Raw genomic sequence first — 17,553 nt, forward strand, 5'->3', positions numbered from 1 at the left:
TCTAGACGCCTGGCAGATGGGGTAAAGTCATTACCTATCCGAAATAAAGATGGGTTGAGCCATGAGCGTGCAGTGGAATCTGGAGCAGATGCGCCTGTTTGTCAGTGTCGCCGAACAGCGCTCGTTTTCGGCCGTGGCGCGCGACCAGCGCAAGGCGCAATCGGCAGTGAGCAATGCGATTGCCTTGCTGGAGGCGGACCTGGGCCTGAGCCTGTTTGAGCGTAGCAGTGGCCGTCAGCCACGCCTGACCGAGGCGGGCAGTGTGTTGCTGGAGGAAGCGCGTGAAGTCTTGCGCCAGTGTGAGCGGCTCAACGGCCGTGCGCTGTCGTTGACCCGTGGCGAAGAAGCCTGCCTGCGCCTGGCCCAGGACGAAGCCATGTTATTCCAGCCGATACTCGATAGCCTCGAGGCGCTGGCGGGGCAGTACCCGCTGCTGGAGGTGCAACTGTCCAGCGCCGCCCAGGGCGATGTGGCGCGCAAGTTGGTGGAGCGCAAGGCCGACCTGGGCCTGTTGTTCTATCACGACCAGATCCCCGAGGCGCTGGAGCGGCGCGTGGTCGGCAGTGTGGAAATGGTCACCGTGTGCGGCGTGAACCACCCGCTGGCTGCGGAGAACTACGTGACATGCCAGCGCCTGGCGCAGTTTCGCCAGTTGCTGATGTCGACCCAAACCAGCGTCTACCCCGGCAGCGAAGCCGCCAGCCCGCTGGTGTGGCGCGCCGACAGCTTCTACGTATTGGCCGAGTGGCTGATGAGTGGCCTCGGCTGGGCCTGGCTGCCCCGACATATCGTGCAATACCCGACCTACCAGCAGCAGATGGTGGAACTGCACAGCGAATGGACGCCGCCGGCGCTGGTGGTGGAGCTGGTCTGGCGTCGCGATGAGCACCTGGGGCCCGCCGCGCGCTTCCTTGCCGAACGTTTTGCCGAGCGCTTGCAGGCGATCGACTGAAAAAGCCGATAAACTCCGCCGCCATGAATAGAACTCTCTACAGCTGTCTGTTTTACCTGGCGCTGCCGTTGGTGGCTTTACGTCTGTGGCTGCGTGCGCGCAAGGCGCCTGCCTATGCCAAGCGCATCGGCGAGCGGTTTTCCTATGGCTTGCCGGTGCTGCAGCCGGGCGGAATCTGGGTGCATGCCGTGTCGGTGGGCGAAAGTATTGCCGCCGCGCCGATGGTGCGCGGGCTGCTGGCGCGTTATCCGACCCTGCCGATCACCGTCACCTGCATGACGCCGACCGGTTCCGAGCGTATCCAGGCGCTGTTCGCCAATGAGCCGCGCGTGCAGCACTGCTACCTGCCCTATGACTTGCCGTGCGCGGCCAAGCGTTTCCTTGACCGGGTGCAGCCGAAGCTGGCGGTGATCATGGAAACCGAGCTGTGGCCCAATCATATTCATGCCTGCGCCCAGCGCGGGATCCCGGTGGCGTTGGCGAATGCGCGGTTGTCGGCACGTTCTGCCAAGGGCTATGCAAAATTTGCCAAGCTGACGGCGCCGATGCTGTCGCAAATGAGCTTGTTCGCGGTGCAGACCGAGACCGAGGCCCAGCGTTTCCTGAGCCTCGGCGCGCGGCCGGACACCGTCGAGGTCACCGGCTCGATCAAGTTCGACCTGACCATCGACCCCCAGCTGCCGCTGCGTGCTGCTGCGCTGCGCGAGCAATGGGGCGCCAGCGAGCGTCCGGTGTGGATCGCGGCCAGTACCCATGAAGGCGAAGATGAAGTGGTGCTGGCTGCCCATCGCCAGTTGCTCGACAGCTATCCGAATGCGCTGTTGATCCTGGTGCCACGCCATCAGGAGCGCTTCGGACCGATGTTCGAGCTGTGTGAGCAGCAGGGCTTCGTCACGGTGCGCCGTTCCAGCGGCGCGCCGGTGACCGCGCAAACCTCGGTATTGCTTGGCGATACCATGGGTGAGTTGTTGTTTCTCTATGCCCTGGCCGACAGCGCGTTTGTCGGCGGTAGCCTGGTCGCGACCGGTGGACACAACCCGCTGGAGCCGGCGGCATTGGCCAAGCCGGTGATCATGGGGCCACATGTGTTCAACTTCCTCGAAATCACCGCAATGATGCGCGAAGCCGGGGCGTTGCGAGAGGTGGATGACGCCGAAGGCCTGGCCGAAGCCGTGCGCCAGTTGTTCGAACTGCCGCAGGATGCCCGCAAGATGGCGCAGGCGGGACTCAAGGTGATGCAGGCCAACCAGGGCGCGCTGCAGCGCTTGCTGGATGGCTTGGGCAAACTCCTGAACCACTGACCACACAACTCAAATGCAGGCGCAGCCAAGCCAGCGCCTGCAGGGGTTATGCGGTGCGCTTAATAGCCAGGGCGGGCCTTGAGCTGTTCGGCGGCGGCCTTGGCCAGGTCCGGTGGCAGGAAGTCGCGATCGGGGTTGTAGTCAGCCTTGAGGTAGCGCGCCAGGTCCTGCAGATCCCCGGGGTTCAAGGTGCCCGCCGCCTGCTTCAGGCGCAGGTTGTCGAGGATGTAGTCGTAGCGGCTGTTGTTGTAGTTGCGCACCGACGAATACAGCTGGCGCTGTGAATCCAGCACATCGACGATGTTGCGCGTGCCCACCTGGTAACCGATTTCCGTGGCTTCCACCGCGCTCTGGTTGGAGATGATCGACTGGCGGCGCGCCTGCACCTGTTCGACATCGGTATTCACCGCGCGGTGCAGGTTGCGCGTGTTTTCCACCACCTGGCGGCGCAGGCCTTCGCGTTGCTGCTCGGTCTGGCCCAGGCGCGAGTAGGACTCACGCACTTGCGAGCTGGTCAGGCCGCCGCTGTAGATCGGGATGTTCAGGCGCAGGCCGATGGTGCGCTGCTCCACATCGCCACGGTACGGCGTGCCGAAGGCATTCGGGTTGCTGAAACCGAGGGCGTCGTTGTCGCCTTTCTCGTACTGGGCCACGGCATCCAGGGTCGGCGCATGCCCGGCCTTGCGCTGCTTGAGGGTTTCTTCGGCGGCGGTGACCGCGTAGTTGCTGGCCAGCAGGTTCAGGTTCTGGCGACCGGCCGTTTCCACCCACGACTTGGCGTCATTCGGCAGCGGCGGCAGCACGGGCAAGGTGTGGACAATGCCCTGGATCGAGTTGTACTGGCGATTGGTCAGGGTGATCAGTGCTTCGAATGCATCGTCCACCTGGCGCTGCGCGACAATCCGGTTGGCCCGTGCAGTGTCGTAGCTGGCCTGGGATTGCAGCACGTCGGTCTTGTCCGAGAGGCCGACATCGAAGCGTTCGTTGGATTGATCCAGCTGGCGCTTGAAGGCGTTTTCCTCGGCTTTGGTCGAGGCCAGGTTGTCCTGGGCGCGCAGCACCGCGAAATAACTTTCGGCACTTTGCAGGATCAGGTTCTGTTCGGTGGCCGACAGTTGCAGGGCGGCCTGTTCATTCGTGGCCTCGGCCGCTTGCAGCTGGAACCAGCGGTCGGCGCGGAACAGCGGCTGGCTCAGGGTCGCGCGCCAGGAGTGCGCGTCGCGGTTGGCGGTGGCGGCGGGCGTGTCGATCTGGGTGCGCACGTTATTGATATCGGCACCGCCCGACAGGTTCGGCAGCAAGCCTGCGCGTGCCTGGGGCACGACTTCTTTTTGCGCGCCGTATTGGGCGCGGGCGGCGGCCAGGTCGGCGTTGTTATCCACGGCTTCCTGGTAGACGCTGACCAGATCGGTTTTGGCGGACAAGGGCGCTTCAGCTGCCCAGACCATTCCGTTGGTCGCACAAGACACGGCGAGAGCCAGTGAGAGTTTGCGCAGCATGAGGCGATCCCTAGAATAAATATTACGGTGATAATTTGGCGCCCAAGGCTAAGGCTAGCCATTCCTGGCGTCAAGCACTGTGGCGGCAATCGAGTGTAGTGGGGGTGACACGGCGCAACAATCCCGCAATCACGCCATTCATCACGCTGAATGCACCGCTATTGGCAATTTGCCCATGGCATGGTCTAGACTGGCCGCGTTCTTGTCGGGGTGCCTTGTTGGAAGGCTGAGATCGGTAAATACCGGATCCCGTTGAACCTGATCAGGTTAACGCCTGCGTAGGGAACAAGATTTCTCGTCACCCGGCGAGTCCTCTTGTGCTTCGTCCGGGATGTTGTTCGACAATCGAACAGCTCTTGTGCGCCAAGCACAGCACTGGTTTCAGTGCGTCCATCCGTCACAGGTTCGCTCCGACAAAAATCCACCACCTGGATAGTTGGAGAGCCCGTGATGAGCACAGAAATAAAAAGTACAAAACTGAAAAACACCGTGCACTTGAGTGAATCGGCCAAGGTCGACTCCGGCTCCGTGCAGCCGTTTACCCGCTCGAAGAAAATCTACGTGCAAGGCACCCGCCCGGACATTCGTGTGCCGATGCGTGAAATCAGCCTGGACGTGACCCCCACCGATTTCGGCGGTGAAATCAACGCGCCCGTGGTGGTGTACGACACGTCCGGCCCCTACACCGACCCCAACGTCATCATCGACGTGCGCAAAGGCCTCGGCGATGTGCGTTCGCCGTGGATCGAAGTGCGTGGCGACACTGAGCGCCTGTCTGGTCTCAGCTCGCACTTCGGCCAACAGCGCCTCAGCGATGCCGAACTGACCGCGCTGCGCTTTGCCCACGTGAAGAACCCGCGCCGCGCCAAGGCCGGCGCCAACGTCACCCAGATGCACTACGCGCGCAAAGGCATCATCACCGCCGAGATGGAATACGTCGCCATCCGCGAAAACATGAAGCTCGAAGAGGCCCGCGCCAGCGGCCTGCTCGACCAGCAACACGCCGGTCACAGCTTCGGCGCCAGCGTGCCGAAAATCATCACCCCGGAATTTGTGCGCGAAGAAATCGCCCGTGGCCGCGCGATCATCCCGGCCAACATCAACCACACTGAACTGGAACCGATGATCATCGGCCGTAACTTCCTGGTGAAGATCAACGGCAACATCGGCAACAGCGCACTGGGTTCGTCCATCGAAGAAGAAGTGGCGAAACTCACCTGGGGCATTCGCTGGGGCTCGGACACGGTGATGGACTTGTCCACCGGCAAGCACATCCACGAAACCCGCGAGTGGATCATCCGCAACTCGCCGGTGCCGATCGGTACCGTGCCGATCTACCAGGCCCTGGAGAAAGTCGGCGGCGCCGCCGAAGACCTGACCTGGGAGCTGTTCCGCGACACCTTGATCGAACAGGCCGAGCAGGGCGTGGACTACTTCACCATCCACGCCGGCGTACTGCTGCGCTATGTGCCGCTGACCGCCAAGCGCGTCACCGGGATTGTCTCGCGTGGCGGCTCGATCATGGCCAAGTGGTGCCTGGCGCACCACAAAGAGAACTTCACCTACACGCATTTCGACGAAATCTGCGAAATCATGAAGGCCTATGACGTCAGCTTCTCCCTCGGCGATGGCCTGCGCCCCGGTTCTATTGCCGACGCCAACGACGCCGCGCAATTCGGCGAGCTGGAAACCCTCGGCGAGCTGACCAAGACCGCCTGGAAACACGACGTGCAAACCATGATCGAAGGCCCCGGCCACGTGCCGATGCAACTGATCAAGGAGAACATGGACAAGCAGCTGGAGTGCTGCGACGAGGCGCCGTTCTACACCCTCGGCCCGCTGACCACCGATATCGCGCCCGGCTATGACCACATCACCTCGGGCATCGGTGCGGCGATGATCGGTTGGTTCGGCTGCGCCATGCTCTGCTACGTCACGCCCAAGGAGCACCTGGGCCTGCCGAACAAGGACGACGTGAAAACCGGGATCATCACCTACAAGATCGCTGCGCATGCGGCCGACCTCGCAAAAGGCCACCCCGGCGCGCAGATCCGCGACAACGCCTTGAGCAAGGCGCGCTTCGAGTTCCGTTGGGAAGACCAGTTCAACCTCGGCCTCGACCCGGACACCGCGCGTTCGTATCACGATGAAACCCTGCCGAAGGACTCGGCCAAGGTCGCGCATTTCTGCTCGATGTGCGGGCCGAAGTTCTGCTCGATGAAAATCACCCAGGAAGTGCGTGAGTACGCGGCCAACCAGCGCATCGAAGCGGTGGATGTGGACGTGGCCAAAGGCTTGGCCGAGCAGGCGGAGCGGTTCAAGCAGGAAGGCAGTCAGCTTTACAAAAAGGTCTGATCCGAGGCGGCGGTGCCTGCACCGCCGTCATCGCGGGCAAGCCCGGCTCCCATAGTTGATCGCGTTGTACACAGCTTTTGTGTCCACAGCCGGTCCCCTGTGGGAGCCGGGCTTGCCCGCGATAGCGATCCCCCAAACAACAAATACTCCTCAGAGATAACCCCCTTGAGTATTCAACCCAGCACCTACTCCCCCGACATTGCAGTGCCTGCTGACAAACGCGTCTTCGGCGCCCGCGACCTGTTCTCCCTGTGGTTCTCCCTCGGCATCGGCCTGATGGTCCTGCAGACCGGCGCGTTGCTCGCACCCGGCCTGGGCTTGTCCGGCTCGTTGCTGGCGATTTTCCTCGGTACCCTGGTCGGCGTGCTGTTGCTGGCCGCCGTCGGCGTGATCGGCAGCGACACCGGCCTGTCGGCAATGGCTGCGCTCAAGCTCAGCCTGGGGGCCAAGGGCGCCAGCCTGCCGGCGCTGCTTAACCTGCTGCAGTTGATCGGCTGGGGTTCGTTCGAAATCATTGTGATGCGCGATGCCGCCAGCCTGTTGGGCGCGCGGGCGTTCAGCGACGGCAGCCTGTTGGCCAGCCCGTTGCTGTGGACGCTGTTTTTCGGTGGTTTGGCGACTTTGCTTGCGGTCAGCGGGCCGCTGACGTTCGTACGGCAGATCCTGCGCAAGTGGGGCATCTGGCTGCTGCTCGCCGCCTGCCTGTGGCTGACCTGGAACCTGTTCGCCAAGGCCGACCTCGCCACACTCTGGGCCCAGGCTGGCGACGGGTCGATGCCGTTTGCAGTGGGTTTTGATATTGCGATCGCCATGCCGTTGTCATGGTTGCCGCTGATTGCCGACTACTCGCGATTCGGCAAGCGTGCAAAAAGCGTATTCGGCGGCACGGCCCTGGGTTTCTTTATCGGCAATTTCTGGCTGATGAGCCTGGGCGTGGCCTACACCCTGGCGTTTGCGCCGAGCGGCGAAGTGAATGCGCTGTTGCTGGCATTGGCCGGTGCTGGGCTGGGGATTCCGCTGCTGCTGATCCTGTTGGACGAGTCGGAAAACGCCTTCGCCGATATCCATTCGGCGGCGGTGTCCAGCGGGATGCTGCTGCGTGTGAAGGTCGAGCACCTGGCGCTGGCCATCGGTGTGATCTGCACCCTGATCGCCTGTTTTGCGCCGTTGGCCCAGTACCAGAACTTCCTGTTGCTGATCGGCTCGGTGTTCGCGCCGCTGTTCGGCGTGGTGCTGGTGGATCACTTCATCCTGCGCCGTCGTCGCCAGGGTGCGCTGGCCAACCTGCGTTGGCCGGCGTTGTTGGCCTGGCTTGGCGGCATTGCGACCTACCACGTGCTGGCCAACCTTTACCCGGACATCGGCGCGACCCTGCCGGCACTGGTGCTGGCAGGGCTGTTGCAGTTTATTTTGGGCCGGGCCTTCAGTGGCGCACAGGCACCAGCTCAGGCTTGATGATGCCGTCCAGGCGCGAGTACGGAATCTGTAACTCGACGTGGCCCAGGGCATACGGCGCAATGGTGTTGGTCGGGTACTTGAGGATCACGCCGCCGTAGGTCAGCGCCACGTTCGGGGTTTTCTGGAAGGGGTAGGTTTTCACATACTCCGGCTCCAGGCTCAGGCGGGTGCTGATCAGCCAGCTGTTGTGCGCGACCTGGGCGGCTTTCCAGAAAGCCTCTTCCTTGCCGGGCAGCAGCATGTCGGTCAGCGACAGCGCTTTTTGCTGCTGGCGCGAGTAGTTGATGAACGCGCGGCCGGGCTCGCCGTGAGTCGCGCCCTGATCCAGGTAGCTGGACAGTTCGATGATCACCAAGCCGTCATGCTGTTCGCGTACCTTGGCCTGCAAGTACATGCTGTTACGTGGCGCGGCGGTCTTGAGGAACTGCTCGCGATACGTTTCCAGGCTGGTCGGCAGCGGGTCGCTCGGGGTGGTGCGGGTCATTTCCAGCAGGCGTTGTTCGATCAACGCGTCCAGCTTGGGTTCCTTGGCAAAGTGCACGGTGTCGATATTCACCAGCGGGCAGTCGGTGCTGGCGCAGCCTGGCTTGCTTTGCTCGGTGGCGTCGCGAGTGGCTTCCAGGGGTGCACGATAGCTGGGTTGGAACAGGCTTTGGCAGGCACCAAGGGTCAATGCGATGCAGGCCACGGAGGCGATTTTTAAAAGCGACATGGATGTCCTTCGTCTATCGATAAGAGCGAAATTTGTGGAGCTTCGACTACCGGCAGGGCAGTCAGTTCGCCACTAAGCTGATTAGAGTGTGTTTGACGCTCGCCGTCTATCCCGGCAACCGGAAAGGGGCTGCACCAACGGGCATGAGCGCGTTAGGATGGCGCCAAATGCGCAGGCTTAACGAGGATGGGACATGACGGACTTTGCAAAATCGAAGCCGAGCAAAATCGAAATTGTTCAGCACGATAATCTCCACAAGGGCTTCTACAAGCTCGATCACATGCAACTGCGCCACGAGAAGTTCGACGGCAGCATGAGCCGGGTGATCAACCGCGAAGTCTTCGTTCGCCACGACGCCGTGTGTGTGCTGCCCTACGATCCACAGCGCGACGAAGTGGTGCTGAACGAGCAGTTTCGCGTCGGCGCCCTGGGCCGTACCGACAACCCGTGGCTGATCGAGATGGTCGCCGGCCTGATCGACAAGGACGAGCAACCCGAGGAGGTTGCGCACCGCGAGGGCGAGGAGGAAGCTGGGCTGACATTCTCGGCGCTGTGGCCGATCACGCGATATTTCCCGTCGCCCGGCGGCAGTACTGAATATGTGCACTTGTACCTGGGCCGCTGCAACAGCGCCGGTGTAGGTGGCGTCCATGGATTGGAAGAAGAAGCTGAAGACATCCGCGTCACCACCTGGGCCTTCGAAGATGCCCTGCAGGCGGTGCGCGACGGCAGAATTTCCAATGCAGCCAGCATCATTGCCCTGCAGTGGCTTGCGCTTAATCGCGCGGAAGTGAGGGGGTTATGGCAGTAAAGGCACGTGAACGCTATCGAGTCGACCTGATCGGGTTGCAAGCCGCCTGCGAGGCTAATTACGCGCGGCTGATGCGCCTGCTTCCCGACATGCGCCACACGCCAGAGGCGCGGCGCATCGGTGTCACCCATGGGGACCAGATGCTCGGCGTGCTGGCGCTGGAAGTCATCGTCAACTGTCCGTACACCACCACCCTGCGGGTGCGCCAGGAGCACAGCCTGCCCTGGCTGCCGGTGCCACAGCTGGAAGTGCAGGTGTACCACGACGCGCGAATGGCCGAAGTGATCAGTGCGGAACATGCACGACGCTTTCGCAGCATCTATCCTTACCCCAACGTGTTCATGCACCAGCCCGATGAGAAGGCACAACTGAATGTGTTCCTCGGCGAATGGTTGAGCCACTGCCTGGCTCTGGGCCATGAGTTTGAAGTTGTGCGGTAGATGTGAACTGCGTCAGCTTCCTTAGGTTTCCTCTTTGCGTCCTGCCCCAGCATAATCACGCCAACCCTCCATTCCTGTGATTGCCTTGGGAGAGCGCCTTGCCGAGCGTATCCACCTTGAACCCTGATGCGCCGGCGTTGCTGGTGCAACTGTCCGACAGCCACCTGTTTGCCGAGGCCGACGGTACGCTGCTGGGCATGAACACCCGTGAAAGCCTGCAACGGGTGATCGAGTTGGTGCGCCAGCAGCAGCCGCAGATCGATTTGCTGCTGGCCACCGGTGACCTGTCCCAGGACGGCACACTGGAGTCTTACCAGCAGTTTCGTGACCTCAGCGCGCAGATCAGCGCTCCGGCGCGGTGGATTCCGGGCAATCACGATGAGCCGCAGATCATGGCTCAGGCGACCACTGGCAGCGCGCTGCTGGAGCCGGTTGTGGATGTCGGCCATTGGCGCATTACCTTGCTGGACTCCGCGGTACCTGGCTCTGTGCCGGGTTACCTGCAGGACCAGCAGCTGCAACTGCTGGCTCAGGCCTTGAGCGAAGCCCCGAACCGCCATCACCTGGTGTGCTTTCACCATCACCCGGTGCCCATCGGTTGCGCGTGGATGGAGCCCATTGGCCTGCGCAACCCCGAGGCTTTGTTTGCCGTGCTCGACCGTTTCCCGCAGGTCAGGGCGGTGCTCTGGGGGCACGTGCACCAGGAGATCGACCGCGAGCGCAATGGCGTACGCCTGCTGGCCTCACCGTCGACCTGCATCCAGTTCGCGCCGGGCAGTGAGGATTTCCAGGTCAGCGAGCAGGCGCCGGGCTACCGCTGGCTGCGCCTGCATGCCGACGGACGGTTGGAGACCGGCGTAGAGCGCGTCCAAGGCTTCGCCTTTACCATCGATTACGGCAGCAACGGCTATTAACGGCGGTAAACTCCGCCATCACTGGCAAGCCAGCGCCCGCAGTGGATCTTCTGTGTCCTTCAGATAGAGGGACTCACATGCCACCCCGATCCCTGTAAACTGCGCCTTTTTTGGCGCAAGCATGGAGAGCCCGGCATGTCCGCTTCGATCCTGTATATCCACGGTTTCAATAGCGCGCCCGCATCCAACAAGGCCCGCCAGTTAGTGACCGTGATGGACAACCTTGGCCTGGGCGACCAGCTGCGTGTGCCGGCCCTGCATCACCATCCCCGTCAGGCAATTCCTCAATTGGAGGAAGCCATTGCCCTGCTGGGGCGGCCACTGCTGGTCGGCAGCTCACTCGGCGGCTACTATGCAACCCATCTTGCCGAACGCCATGGCCTGAAGGCGCTGCTGGTCAACCCGGCGGTCAGCCCCCATCGGATGTTCGACGGTTACCTGGGCACCCAGAAGAACCTCTACACCGATGAAACCTGGGAATTGACCCATGATCACGTCGCGGCGCTGGCCGAGCTGGAAGTACCGGCGCCCCAGGATGCCGCGCGGTATCAGGTGTGGTTGCAGACCGGCGATGAAACACTGGATTATCGCCTCGCCCAGCAGTATTACCGGGCCTGTGCCTTGCGCATCCAGGCCGGTGGCGACCATGGTTACCAGGGCTTCGCCCAGCAATTGCCGGCGCTGCTCAGCTTTGCCGGCATTGGCGCAGATCAGTATCAATCCTTCGACTTTGCAGCACTGTAAAGTCGCAGGTCACTTTTTAATCGAACGACTCACGACGAGACCCCATGGCCACTCCCAGCGCTAGCTCTTATAACGCCGACGCCATCGAAGTCCTCTCGGGCCTCGACCCGGTGCGCAAACGCCCCGGCATGTACACCGACACCAGTCGGCCGAACCACCTTGCCCAGGAAGTCATCGACAACAGCGTCGACGAAGCCTTGGCCGGCCACGCCAAGTCGGTGCATGTCATTCTCCACGCTGACCACTCCCTGGAAGTGTCCGACGATGGTCGCGGCATGCCCGTGGATATTCACCCGGAAGAGGGCGTCTCGGGCGTCGAGCTGATCCTCACCAAGCTGCACGCCGGCGGCAAGTTCTCCAACAAGAACTACCAGTTCTCCGGTGGCTTGCACGGTGTGGGTATTTCGGTGGTCAACGCCCTGTCGACCCTGGTGCGGGTCAAGGTCAAGCGCGACGGCAACGAATACGAAATGACCTTCGCCGATGGCTATAAAGCCACCGACCTGGCTGTGATCGGCACCGTGGGCAAGCGCAACACCGGTACCAGCGTGTACTTCGCCCCGGACCCGAAATACTTCGATTCGCCAAAATTCTCCATCAGCCGCCTCAAGCACGTGCTCAAGGCCAAGGCCGTGCTGTGCCCGGGCCTGCTGGTCACCTTTGAAGACAAAGGCACCGGCGAGAAGGTCGAGTGGCACTACGAAGACGGTCTGCGCTCCTACCTGGAAGATTCCGTCAGCGAGTTCGAACGCCTGCCCAATGAGCCGTTCTGCGGCAGCCTGGCCGGTAATAAAGAAGCCGTCGACTGGGCGCTGCTGTGGTTGCCGGAAGGCGGCGACAGCGTGCAGGAAAGCTATGTCAACCTGATCCCGACCGCCCAGGGCGGTACCCACGTCAACGGTTTGCGCCAGGGCCTGCTGGATGCCATGCGCGAGTTCTGCGAATACCGCAGCCTGTTGCCGCGCGGCGTGAAGCTGGCGCCGGAAGACGTGTGGGAGCGCATCGCGTTCGTGCTGTCGATGAAGATGCAGGAGCCGCAGTTCTCCGGCCAGACCAAAGAGCGGCTGTCGTCCCGCGAGGCGGCGGCGTTTGTCTCCGGCGTGGTCAAGGACGCCTTCAGCCTGTGGCTCAACGAACACCCGGAACTGGGCCTGGCCCTGGCCGAACTGGCGATCAACAACGCCGGCCGCCGTCTGAAGGCCAGCAAGAAGGTCGAGCGCAAGCGCATCACCCAAGGCCCGGCGCTGCCCGGCAAGCTCGCCGATTGCGCCGGGCAAGACCCGATGCGGTCCGAACTGTTCCTGGTCGAAGGTGACTCCGCCGGTGGTTCCGCCAAGCAAGCGCGGGACAAGGAGTTCCAAGCGATCCTGCCGTTGCGCGGCAAGATCCTCAACACCTGGGAAGTCGATGGCAGCGAAGTACTGGCGAGCCAGGAAGTGCACAACATTGCCGTCGCCATCGGCGTCGATCCGGGCGCTGCAGACATGAGCCAGCTGCGCTACGGCAAGATCTGCATCCTCGCCGACGCCGACTCCGACGGCCTGCACATCGCGACCTTGCTGTGCGCGCTGTTCGTGCAGCACTTCCGCCCGTTGGTCGACGCCGGTCACGTCTACGTCGCCATGCCGCCGCTGTACCGTATCGACCTGGGCAAGGAAATCTACTACGCCCTCGACGAGGCCGAGCGCGATGGCATTCTCGACCGCCTGGTCGCCGAGAAGAAGCGCGGCAAGCCACAGGTCACGCGATTCAAAGGCCTGGGTGAAATGAACCCACCGCAACTGCGCGAAACCACCATGGACCCGAACACTCGGCGCCTGGTGCAGTTGACGCTGGGCGAAGACTTCGCCGAAACCTCGGAAATGATGGACATGCTGCTGGCCAAGAAACGCGCGCCGGACCGCAAGTCCTGGCTGGAATCCAAAGGCAACCTGGCCGAGGTTCTGGGCTGATGCGCACAGGTTTCGCCCTGGCGAGCCTGATGTTGAGCGGGTTGGCGGCCACTCCGGTGATCGCCGCGCCCGTGGCAGAGCTGAAACTGGTGTCCGAACACGCGGTGGACGGTATGCGCGGCGGTAACCTGTCGGGGTTGGCGCTGTGTGGCAAGGCGTTGTGGACGGTTTCCGATCGCGACGACGACCAGATCTATCGCCTGGATATCAGCGCGCCGACCTGGCAGGCCGAAACCGTCAAGATCGAGGTGCCGCCGGTGCCGGAGTCCGGGTTGCCCTGGGGCTTGCGTTCGCGCACCAAGGCTGCTTCGTTCATTCGCGGTGGCGACCTGGATTTTGAGGGCATCAGCTGCGATGCCGCGGGCAATCGCTACATTGTCAGCGAAGCCCATGCCGCTGTGCTGCAAGTGCCGGTGGACGGTGCGCCTGAGTGGCTGAAAATTGCCCCGGGCATGGTCCGTGAAGCCCGCGCCAGTGGCATGTTGCTGCACTTCAATGCCTTGTTTGAAGGCTTGGCGGTGAACCCCGAGGGCAACCAGATCTGGCTGGCTGCAGAGCGTGAGCGGCGCGGCCTGATTTCCATCAAGCGCCCGCAAAGCCTGTGGGACTGTGATGGCCCTTGTGTGCTGTTGAGCGAGGCCGGGCAGGAAGTGCAGCCGGCGCAGTTCACCAATGCCAAGGCCGTCTCGAAGGATTTTGCCGACCTGGCCCTGTTCAACGGCAAGCTGTTTACCTTGGAGCGCAACGCGTTCCAGATTTGCCGGCGCGATGCGGTCACGGCCAAAGTCGAGCTGTGCTGGTCGTTCGCTGACGAGACCCTGACGCCCGAGCGCCGCTATGCCCAGCCTTACGGCCTGGCCGAAGCCCTGGTGGTGGACGCGGACGGTGCGTGGATCGGCATCGACAACAATTTCGGCCCTCGCGCCGATGGTGAAAAGCGCCCGGTGGTCTATCGTTTTGCCGCCCCGGCCGGTGGCTGGAGCGCCCAGCCATGAGCCACGCCCTTTTTGAATCGAATCAGCGCAGCGGCAGTTCCGCTGCGCCTTACCCAATAATGATGAGGCCCGCATGAGTGACATCCTCGCAGACAGCTTAGATGGCGTAGAACGCCGGTCGCTGGCTGACTTCACCGAAAATGCCTACCTCAACTACTCCATGTACGTGATCATGGACCGTGCCTTGCCGCATATCGGCGACGGCCTGAAGCCAGTACAGCGGCGCATCATCTACGCCATGAGTGAGTTGGGCCTGGACGCCGATTCCAAGCACAAGAAGTCGGCGCGTACCGTCGGTGACGTGCTCGGTAAATTCCACCCCCACGGCGACTCGGCGTGCTACGAAGCCATGGTGCTGATGGCCCAGCCGTTCAGCTATCGCTACACGCTGGTGGACGGCCAGGGTAACTGGGGTGCGCCGGATGATCCGAAATCCTTTGCGGCCATGCGTTACACCGAAGCGCGCCTGTCGCGTTATTCGGAAGTGCTGCTCAGCGAGCTGGGCCAGGGTACCGCGAACTGGGGCCCGAACTTCGACGGTACACTCGACGAGCCACTGGTGTTGCCAGCACGTTTGCCGAACATCCTGCTCAATGGCACCACCGGTATTGCGGTCGGCATGGCCACCGACGTACCGCCGCATAACCTGCGCGAAGTCGCCACCGCCTGCGTCCGTTTGCTGGATGAGCCCAAGGCCACCGTGGAGCAGCTCTGCGAGCATATCCAGGGGCCGGACTACCCGACCGAAGCGGAAATCATCACCCCCCGCGCCGACTTGCTGAAGATGTACGAGACCGGCAAGGGCTCGGTGCGCATGCGCGCGGTGTACCACATCGAAGATGGCGACATTATTGTTACCGCGCTGCCGCACCAGGTGTCCGGCGCCAAGGTGCTGGAGCAGATCGCCGCGCTGATGCAGGCCAAGCCGTCGAAATTGCCGCAGGTCGCCGACCTGCGTGACGAGTCCGACCACGAAAACCCCTGCCGCATCGTGATCATCCCGACCAACAGCCGGGTCGACCACGAAGTGCTGATGCAGCACCTGTTCGCCAGTACTGACCTGGAGTCCAGCTACCGGGTCAACGTCAACATCATTGGCCTGGACGGCAAGCCGCAGCTGAAAAACCTGCGCAACCTGCTGGTGGAGTGGCTGGAATTCCGTATCCAGACCGTGCGTCGCCGCCTGCAATTCCGCCTGGACAAGGTCGAGCGCCGCCTGCACCTGTTGGACGGTTTGCTGATTGCCTACCTCAACCTGGATGAAGTGATCCACATCATCCGCACCGCCGAGCACCCGAAAGCCGAGCTGATCGCGCGTTTCGAGCTGAGTGAGATCCAGGCTGACTACATCCTCGATACCCGCCTGCGTCAGTTGGCGCGGTTGGAAGAAATGAAGCTGCGCGACGAACAGGACGCGCTACTCAAGGAGCAAGCCAAGCTGCAGGCCCTGCTGGGCAGCGAAGCCAAGCTCAAGAAACTGGTGCGCAGCGAGCTGATCAAGGACGCCGAAACCTATGGCGACGACCGCCGCTCGCCGATTGTCGAGCGCGCTGAAGCCAAGGCCCTGACCGAAACAGAGCTGCTGCCGAACGAGAAAATTACCGTCGTTCTGTCGGAAAAGGGTTGGGTTCGCTCCGCCAAAGGGCATGATATTGACGCCACTGGCTTGTCGTACAAGGCCGGCGATGGCTTCAAGACCGCCGCTGCCGGGCGTTCCAACCAGTTTGCGGTGTTTATCGACTCCACCGGGCGCAGTTACTCGGTGCCGGCCCACACCTTGCCATCGGCGCGCGGACAGGGCGAGCCGTTGACCGGCCGGCTGACGCCGCCGCCAGGGGCGAATTTCGAGTGTGTGCTGCTGCCGGACGACGATGCGCTGTACGTGATCGCCTCCGACGCGGGTTATGGCTTCGTGGTCAAGGGTGAAGACCTGCAGGCCAAGAACAAGGCGGGCAAGGCGCTGTTGAGCCTGCCGAACAATGCCAAGGTGATCCTGCCGCGGCCGGTGGACGATCGCGAGAGCAATTGGCTTGCGTCGGTGACCACTGAAGGGCGCCTGCTGGTGTTCAAGATCAGCGATCTGCCGCAGTTGGGCAAAGGCAAGGGCAACAAGATCATTGGTATTCCCGGTGAGCGGGTGGCCAGTCGCGAAGAGTACGTGACCGACATCGCGGTGATCCCGGAAGGTGCCACCCTGGTCCTCCAGGCCGGCAAGCGCACATTGTCATTGCGCCCAGACGACCTCGAGCACTACAAGGGCGAGCGTGGCCGTCGTGGCAACAAACTGCCGCGTGGCTTCCAGCGGGTGGATGCTTTGTTGGTGGAAACACCTGTTTAAGGTGGTTTAGAGCCCTCGATCTACGATTTAACGCGTAGATCGACGCTTTGGCGCTGGAGTCATGGCGCATATTCACGGATGATATGGCCTTTCCAGCGCCGGCGTGGCCGAGCGTGTTTAGGTTATTTTTAAGTATTACATTGTGGTTCGCCTTGTGGCAGCCACCTGGATGGGATGATGACTGCTCCACGCCTTCCTTTTATTTTCATGCTCGCTGGCCTTTTGGGGCTGGCGGGTTGCAGCACACACCAGCCGGTGTCGCTGTACCAGCTGGACAGCGGAAGTCCGGCGCAGCCAGCGCAAACCGCTGGCATGGCGGTTTTGCTGGGTCCGGTGGTCGTGGCTGACTACCTGCAACGTGAAACCCTGCTGCAACGTCAGAACGACGGCAGCCTGCAAGGTTCCACCGATGGTCGTTGGGCGGGCAGTTTGTCCTCCGATATCAACCAGCTGATGTTGCGCCAGGTCGCGGGTCACCTGGACAGCCAGCGTGTGGTGCTCGCGCCCGCGCCAACCGGCTTTACCCCGGATGTGCAGGTCCTGCTGACCATCACCCGGCTCGACTCCGGCGCTTCGCAGCCGGCGATCCTCGATGCGCAATGGCGCTTGATCGACCGTCGTGGCCAGGTGCGCGATAACCGCATCGTGCATCTGCAGGAAGAGCACACCGGCACCACCGCGTCCCAGGTCCAGGCCCAGGGCGTGTTGCTGCAGCATCTGGCACAGCAGTTGTCGGTGGCCCTCAAGCCATTGGCCAACCAGCCGCCGATTGCCGAGGCCCCGCGCAAGCAAGCCCCGGTACAGGCCAAGCCGGCAGCGCCGGAAAAGCCGAAGATGCCGATGGCTACGCCGATTCGTACGGATATGGAAGTGTTCAGGTTCTGATCTGAACCACAGATAAAAAAGGCCCGCTGATTCAGCGGGCCTTTTTTTGCCTGCGATTTGAGTCACGCCGTGGGCTCAATGTGGGAGCGGGCTTGCTCGCGAAAGCGGTGTTCAGTCAACGAATTCATTGGCTGATCCCTTTGCATTCGCGAGCAAGCCCGCTCCCACACAAGCCCGTTCCTACAGTCGGCCAAGCG

At 62.4% G+C, this 17,553-nt stretch carries 14 protein-coding genes and 1 riboswitch; of the genes, 12 read left to right on the forward strand and 2 right to left on the reverse strand.

What is annotated here, in order from left to right:
• Window positions 1-61: 61 nt before the first annotated feature.
• Both JFU04_RS01850 and waaA read left to right on the forward strand, forming a co-directional pair.
• Entirely contained in the window at window positions 62-952 is an 891-nt protein-coding gene (locus JFU04_RS01850; RefSeq protein WP_065900076.1) for a LysR family transcriptional regulator, read from the forward strand.
• Between the two features lie 23 nt (window positions 953-975).
• Window positions 976-2,253, forward strand: a complete 1,278-nt coding sequence (waaA, locus tag JFU04_RS01855; protein ID WP_065900077.1) for a lipid IV(A) 3-deoxy-D-manno-octulosonic acid transferase — start codon at window positions 976-978, stop codon at window positions 2,251-2,253.
• 59 nt (window positions 2,254-2,312) lie between these two features.
• On the opposite strand, the gene JFU04_RS01860 is transcribed toward waaA, so the two are convergent.
• Window positions 2,313-3,752, reverse strand: coding sequence for a TolC family outer membrane protein (locus JFU04_RS01860; protein WP_065900078.1), 1,440 nt, complete (start codon window positions 3,750-3,752; stop codon window positions 2,313-2,315).
• 196 nt (window positions 3,753-3,948) lie between these two features.
• A riboswitch (TPP riboswitch) is annotated at window positions 3,949-4,054 on the forward strand.
• A gap of 148 nt (window positions 4,055-4,202) precedes the next feature.
• Between JFU04_RS01860 and thiC the strand changes: the two genes are divergently transcribed.
• Both thiC and cytX read left to right on the forward strand, forming a co-directional pair.
• Complete coding sequence (thiC, locus tag JFU04_RS01865) at window positions 4,203-6,107, forward strand: phosphomethylpyrimidine synthase ThiC (RefSeq protein WP_065900079.1); 1,905 nt, start codon at window positions 4,203-4,205, stop codon at window positions 6,105-6,107.
• A gap of 165 nt (window positions 6,108-6,272) precedes the next feature.
• A complete protein-coding gene (cytX, locus tag JFU04_RS01870; protein WP_201143420.1) occupies window positions 6,273-7,562 on the forward strand; it encodes a putative hydroxymethylpyrimidine transporter CytX in 1,290 nt (429 codons plus the stop codon).
• Here the strand turns inward: cytX and JFU04_RS01875 are convergent.
• Window positions 7,531-8,277, reverse strand: a complete 747-nt coding sequence (locus JFU04_RS01875; protein WP_201143421.1) for an RsiV family protein — start codon at window positions 8,275-8,277, stop codon at window positions 7,531-7,533. The genes cytX and JFU04_RS01875 overlap by 32 nt on opposite strands.
• A gap of 193 nt (window positions 8,278-8,470) precedes the next feature.
• Here JFU04_RS01875 and JFU04_RS01880 point away from each other — a divergent pair, with 193 nt between their 5' ends.
• From JFU04_RS01880 to JFU04_RS01915, 8 genes are all read left to right on the forward strand, one after another.
• Window positions 8,471-9,088, forward strand: coding sequence for an NUDIX domain-containing protein (locus JFU04_RS01880; protein ID WP_065900083.1), 618 nt, complete (start codon window positions 8,471-8,473; stop codon window positions 9,086-9,088).
• Window positions 9,079-9,528 (forward strand): DUF1249 domain-containing protein, encoded by a 450-nt coding sequence (locus tag JFU04_RS01885; RefSeq protein WP_017526444.1) that lies wholly within the window; start codon window positions 9,079-9,081, stop codon window positions 9,526-9,528. Before JFU04_RS01880 ends, JFU04_RS01885 begins: the two co-directional genes overlap by 10 nt.
• A gap of 98 nt (window positions 9,529-9,626) precedes the next feature.
• On the forward strand, window positions 9,627-10,442 hold the full coding sequence (cpdA, locus tag JFU04_RS01890) for a 3',5'-cyclic-AMP phosphodiesterase (protein ID WP_201143422.1): 816 nt from the start codon (window positions 9,627-9,629) through the stop codon (window positions 10,440-10,442).
• Window positions 10,443-10,577: 135 nt separating this feature from the next.
• Window positions 10,578-11,186 carry a YqiA/YcfP family alpha/beta fold hydrolase gene (locus tag JFU04_RS01895; RefSeq protein WP_065900087.1) on the forward strand — a complete coding sequence of 203 codons (609 nt, stop codon included), beginning with the start codon at window positions 10,578-10,580 and terminating at the stop codon, window positions 11,184-11,186.
• 44 nt (window positions 11,187-11,230) lie between these two features.
• A complete protein-coding gene (parE, locus tag JFU04_RS01900) occupies window positions 11,231-13,138 on the forward strand; it encodes a DNA topoisomerase IV subunit B (protein WP_065900089.1) in 1,908 nt (635 codons plus the stop codon).
• On the forward strand, window positions 13,138-14,133 hold the full coding sequence (locus JFU04_RS01905) for an esterase-like activity of phytase family protein (RefSeq protein ID WP_120447487.1): 996 nt from the start codon (window positions 13,138-13,140) through the stop codon (window positions 14,131-14,133). Before parE ends, JFU04_RS01905 begins: the two co-directional genes overlap by 1 nt.
• 73 nt (window positions 14,134-14,206) lie before the next feature.
• Window positions 14,207-16,471, forward strand: a complete 2,265-nt coding sequence (parC, locus tag JFU04_RS01910; RefSeq protein WP_106805323.1) for a DNA topoisomerase IV subunit A — start codon at window positions 14,207-14,209, stop codon at window positions 16,469-16,471.
• Window positions 16,472-16,648: 177 nt separating this feature from the next.
• The gene (locus JFU04_RS01915; protein WP_065900095.1) at window positions 16,649-17,356 is read left to right on the forward strand and encodes a PqiC family protein; all 708 of its coding nucleotides are present in this window, start codon (window positions 16,649-16,651) and stop codon (window positions 17,354-17,356) included.
• Window positions 17,357-17,553 lie beyond the last annotated feature (197 nt).

The sequence above is a fragment of the Pseudomonas sp. TH21 genome (assembly GCF_016651025.1).
Taxonomy (GTDB): Bacteria; Pseudomonadota; Gammaproteobacteria; order Pseudomonadales; family Pseudomonadaceae; genus Aquipseudomonas; species Aquipseudomonas aylmerensis.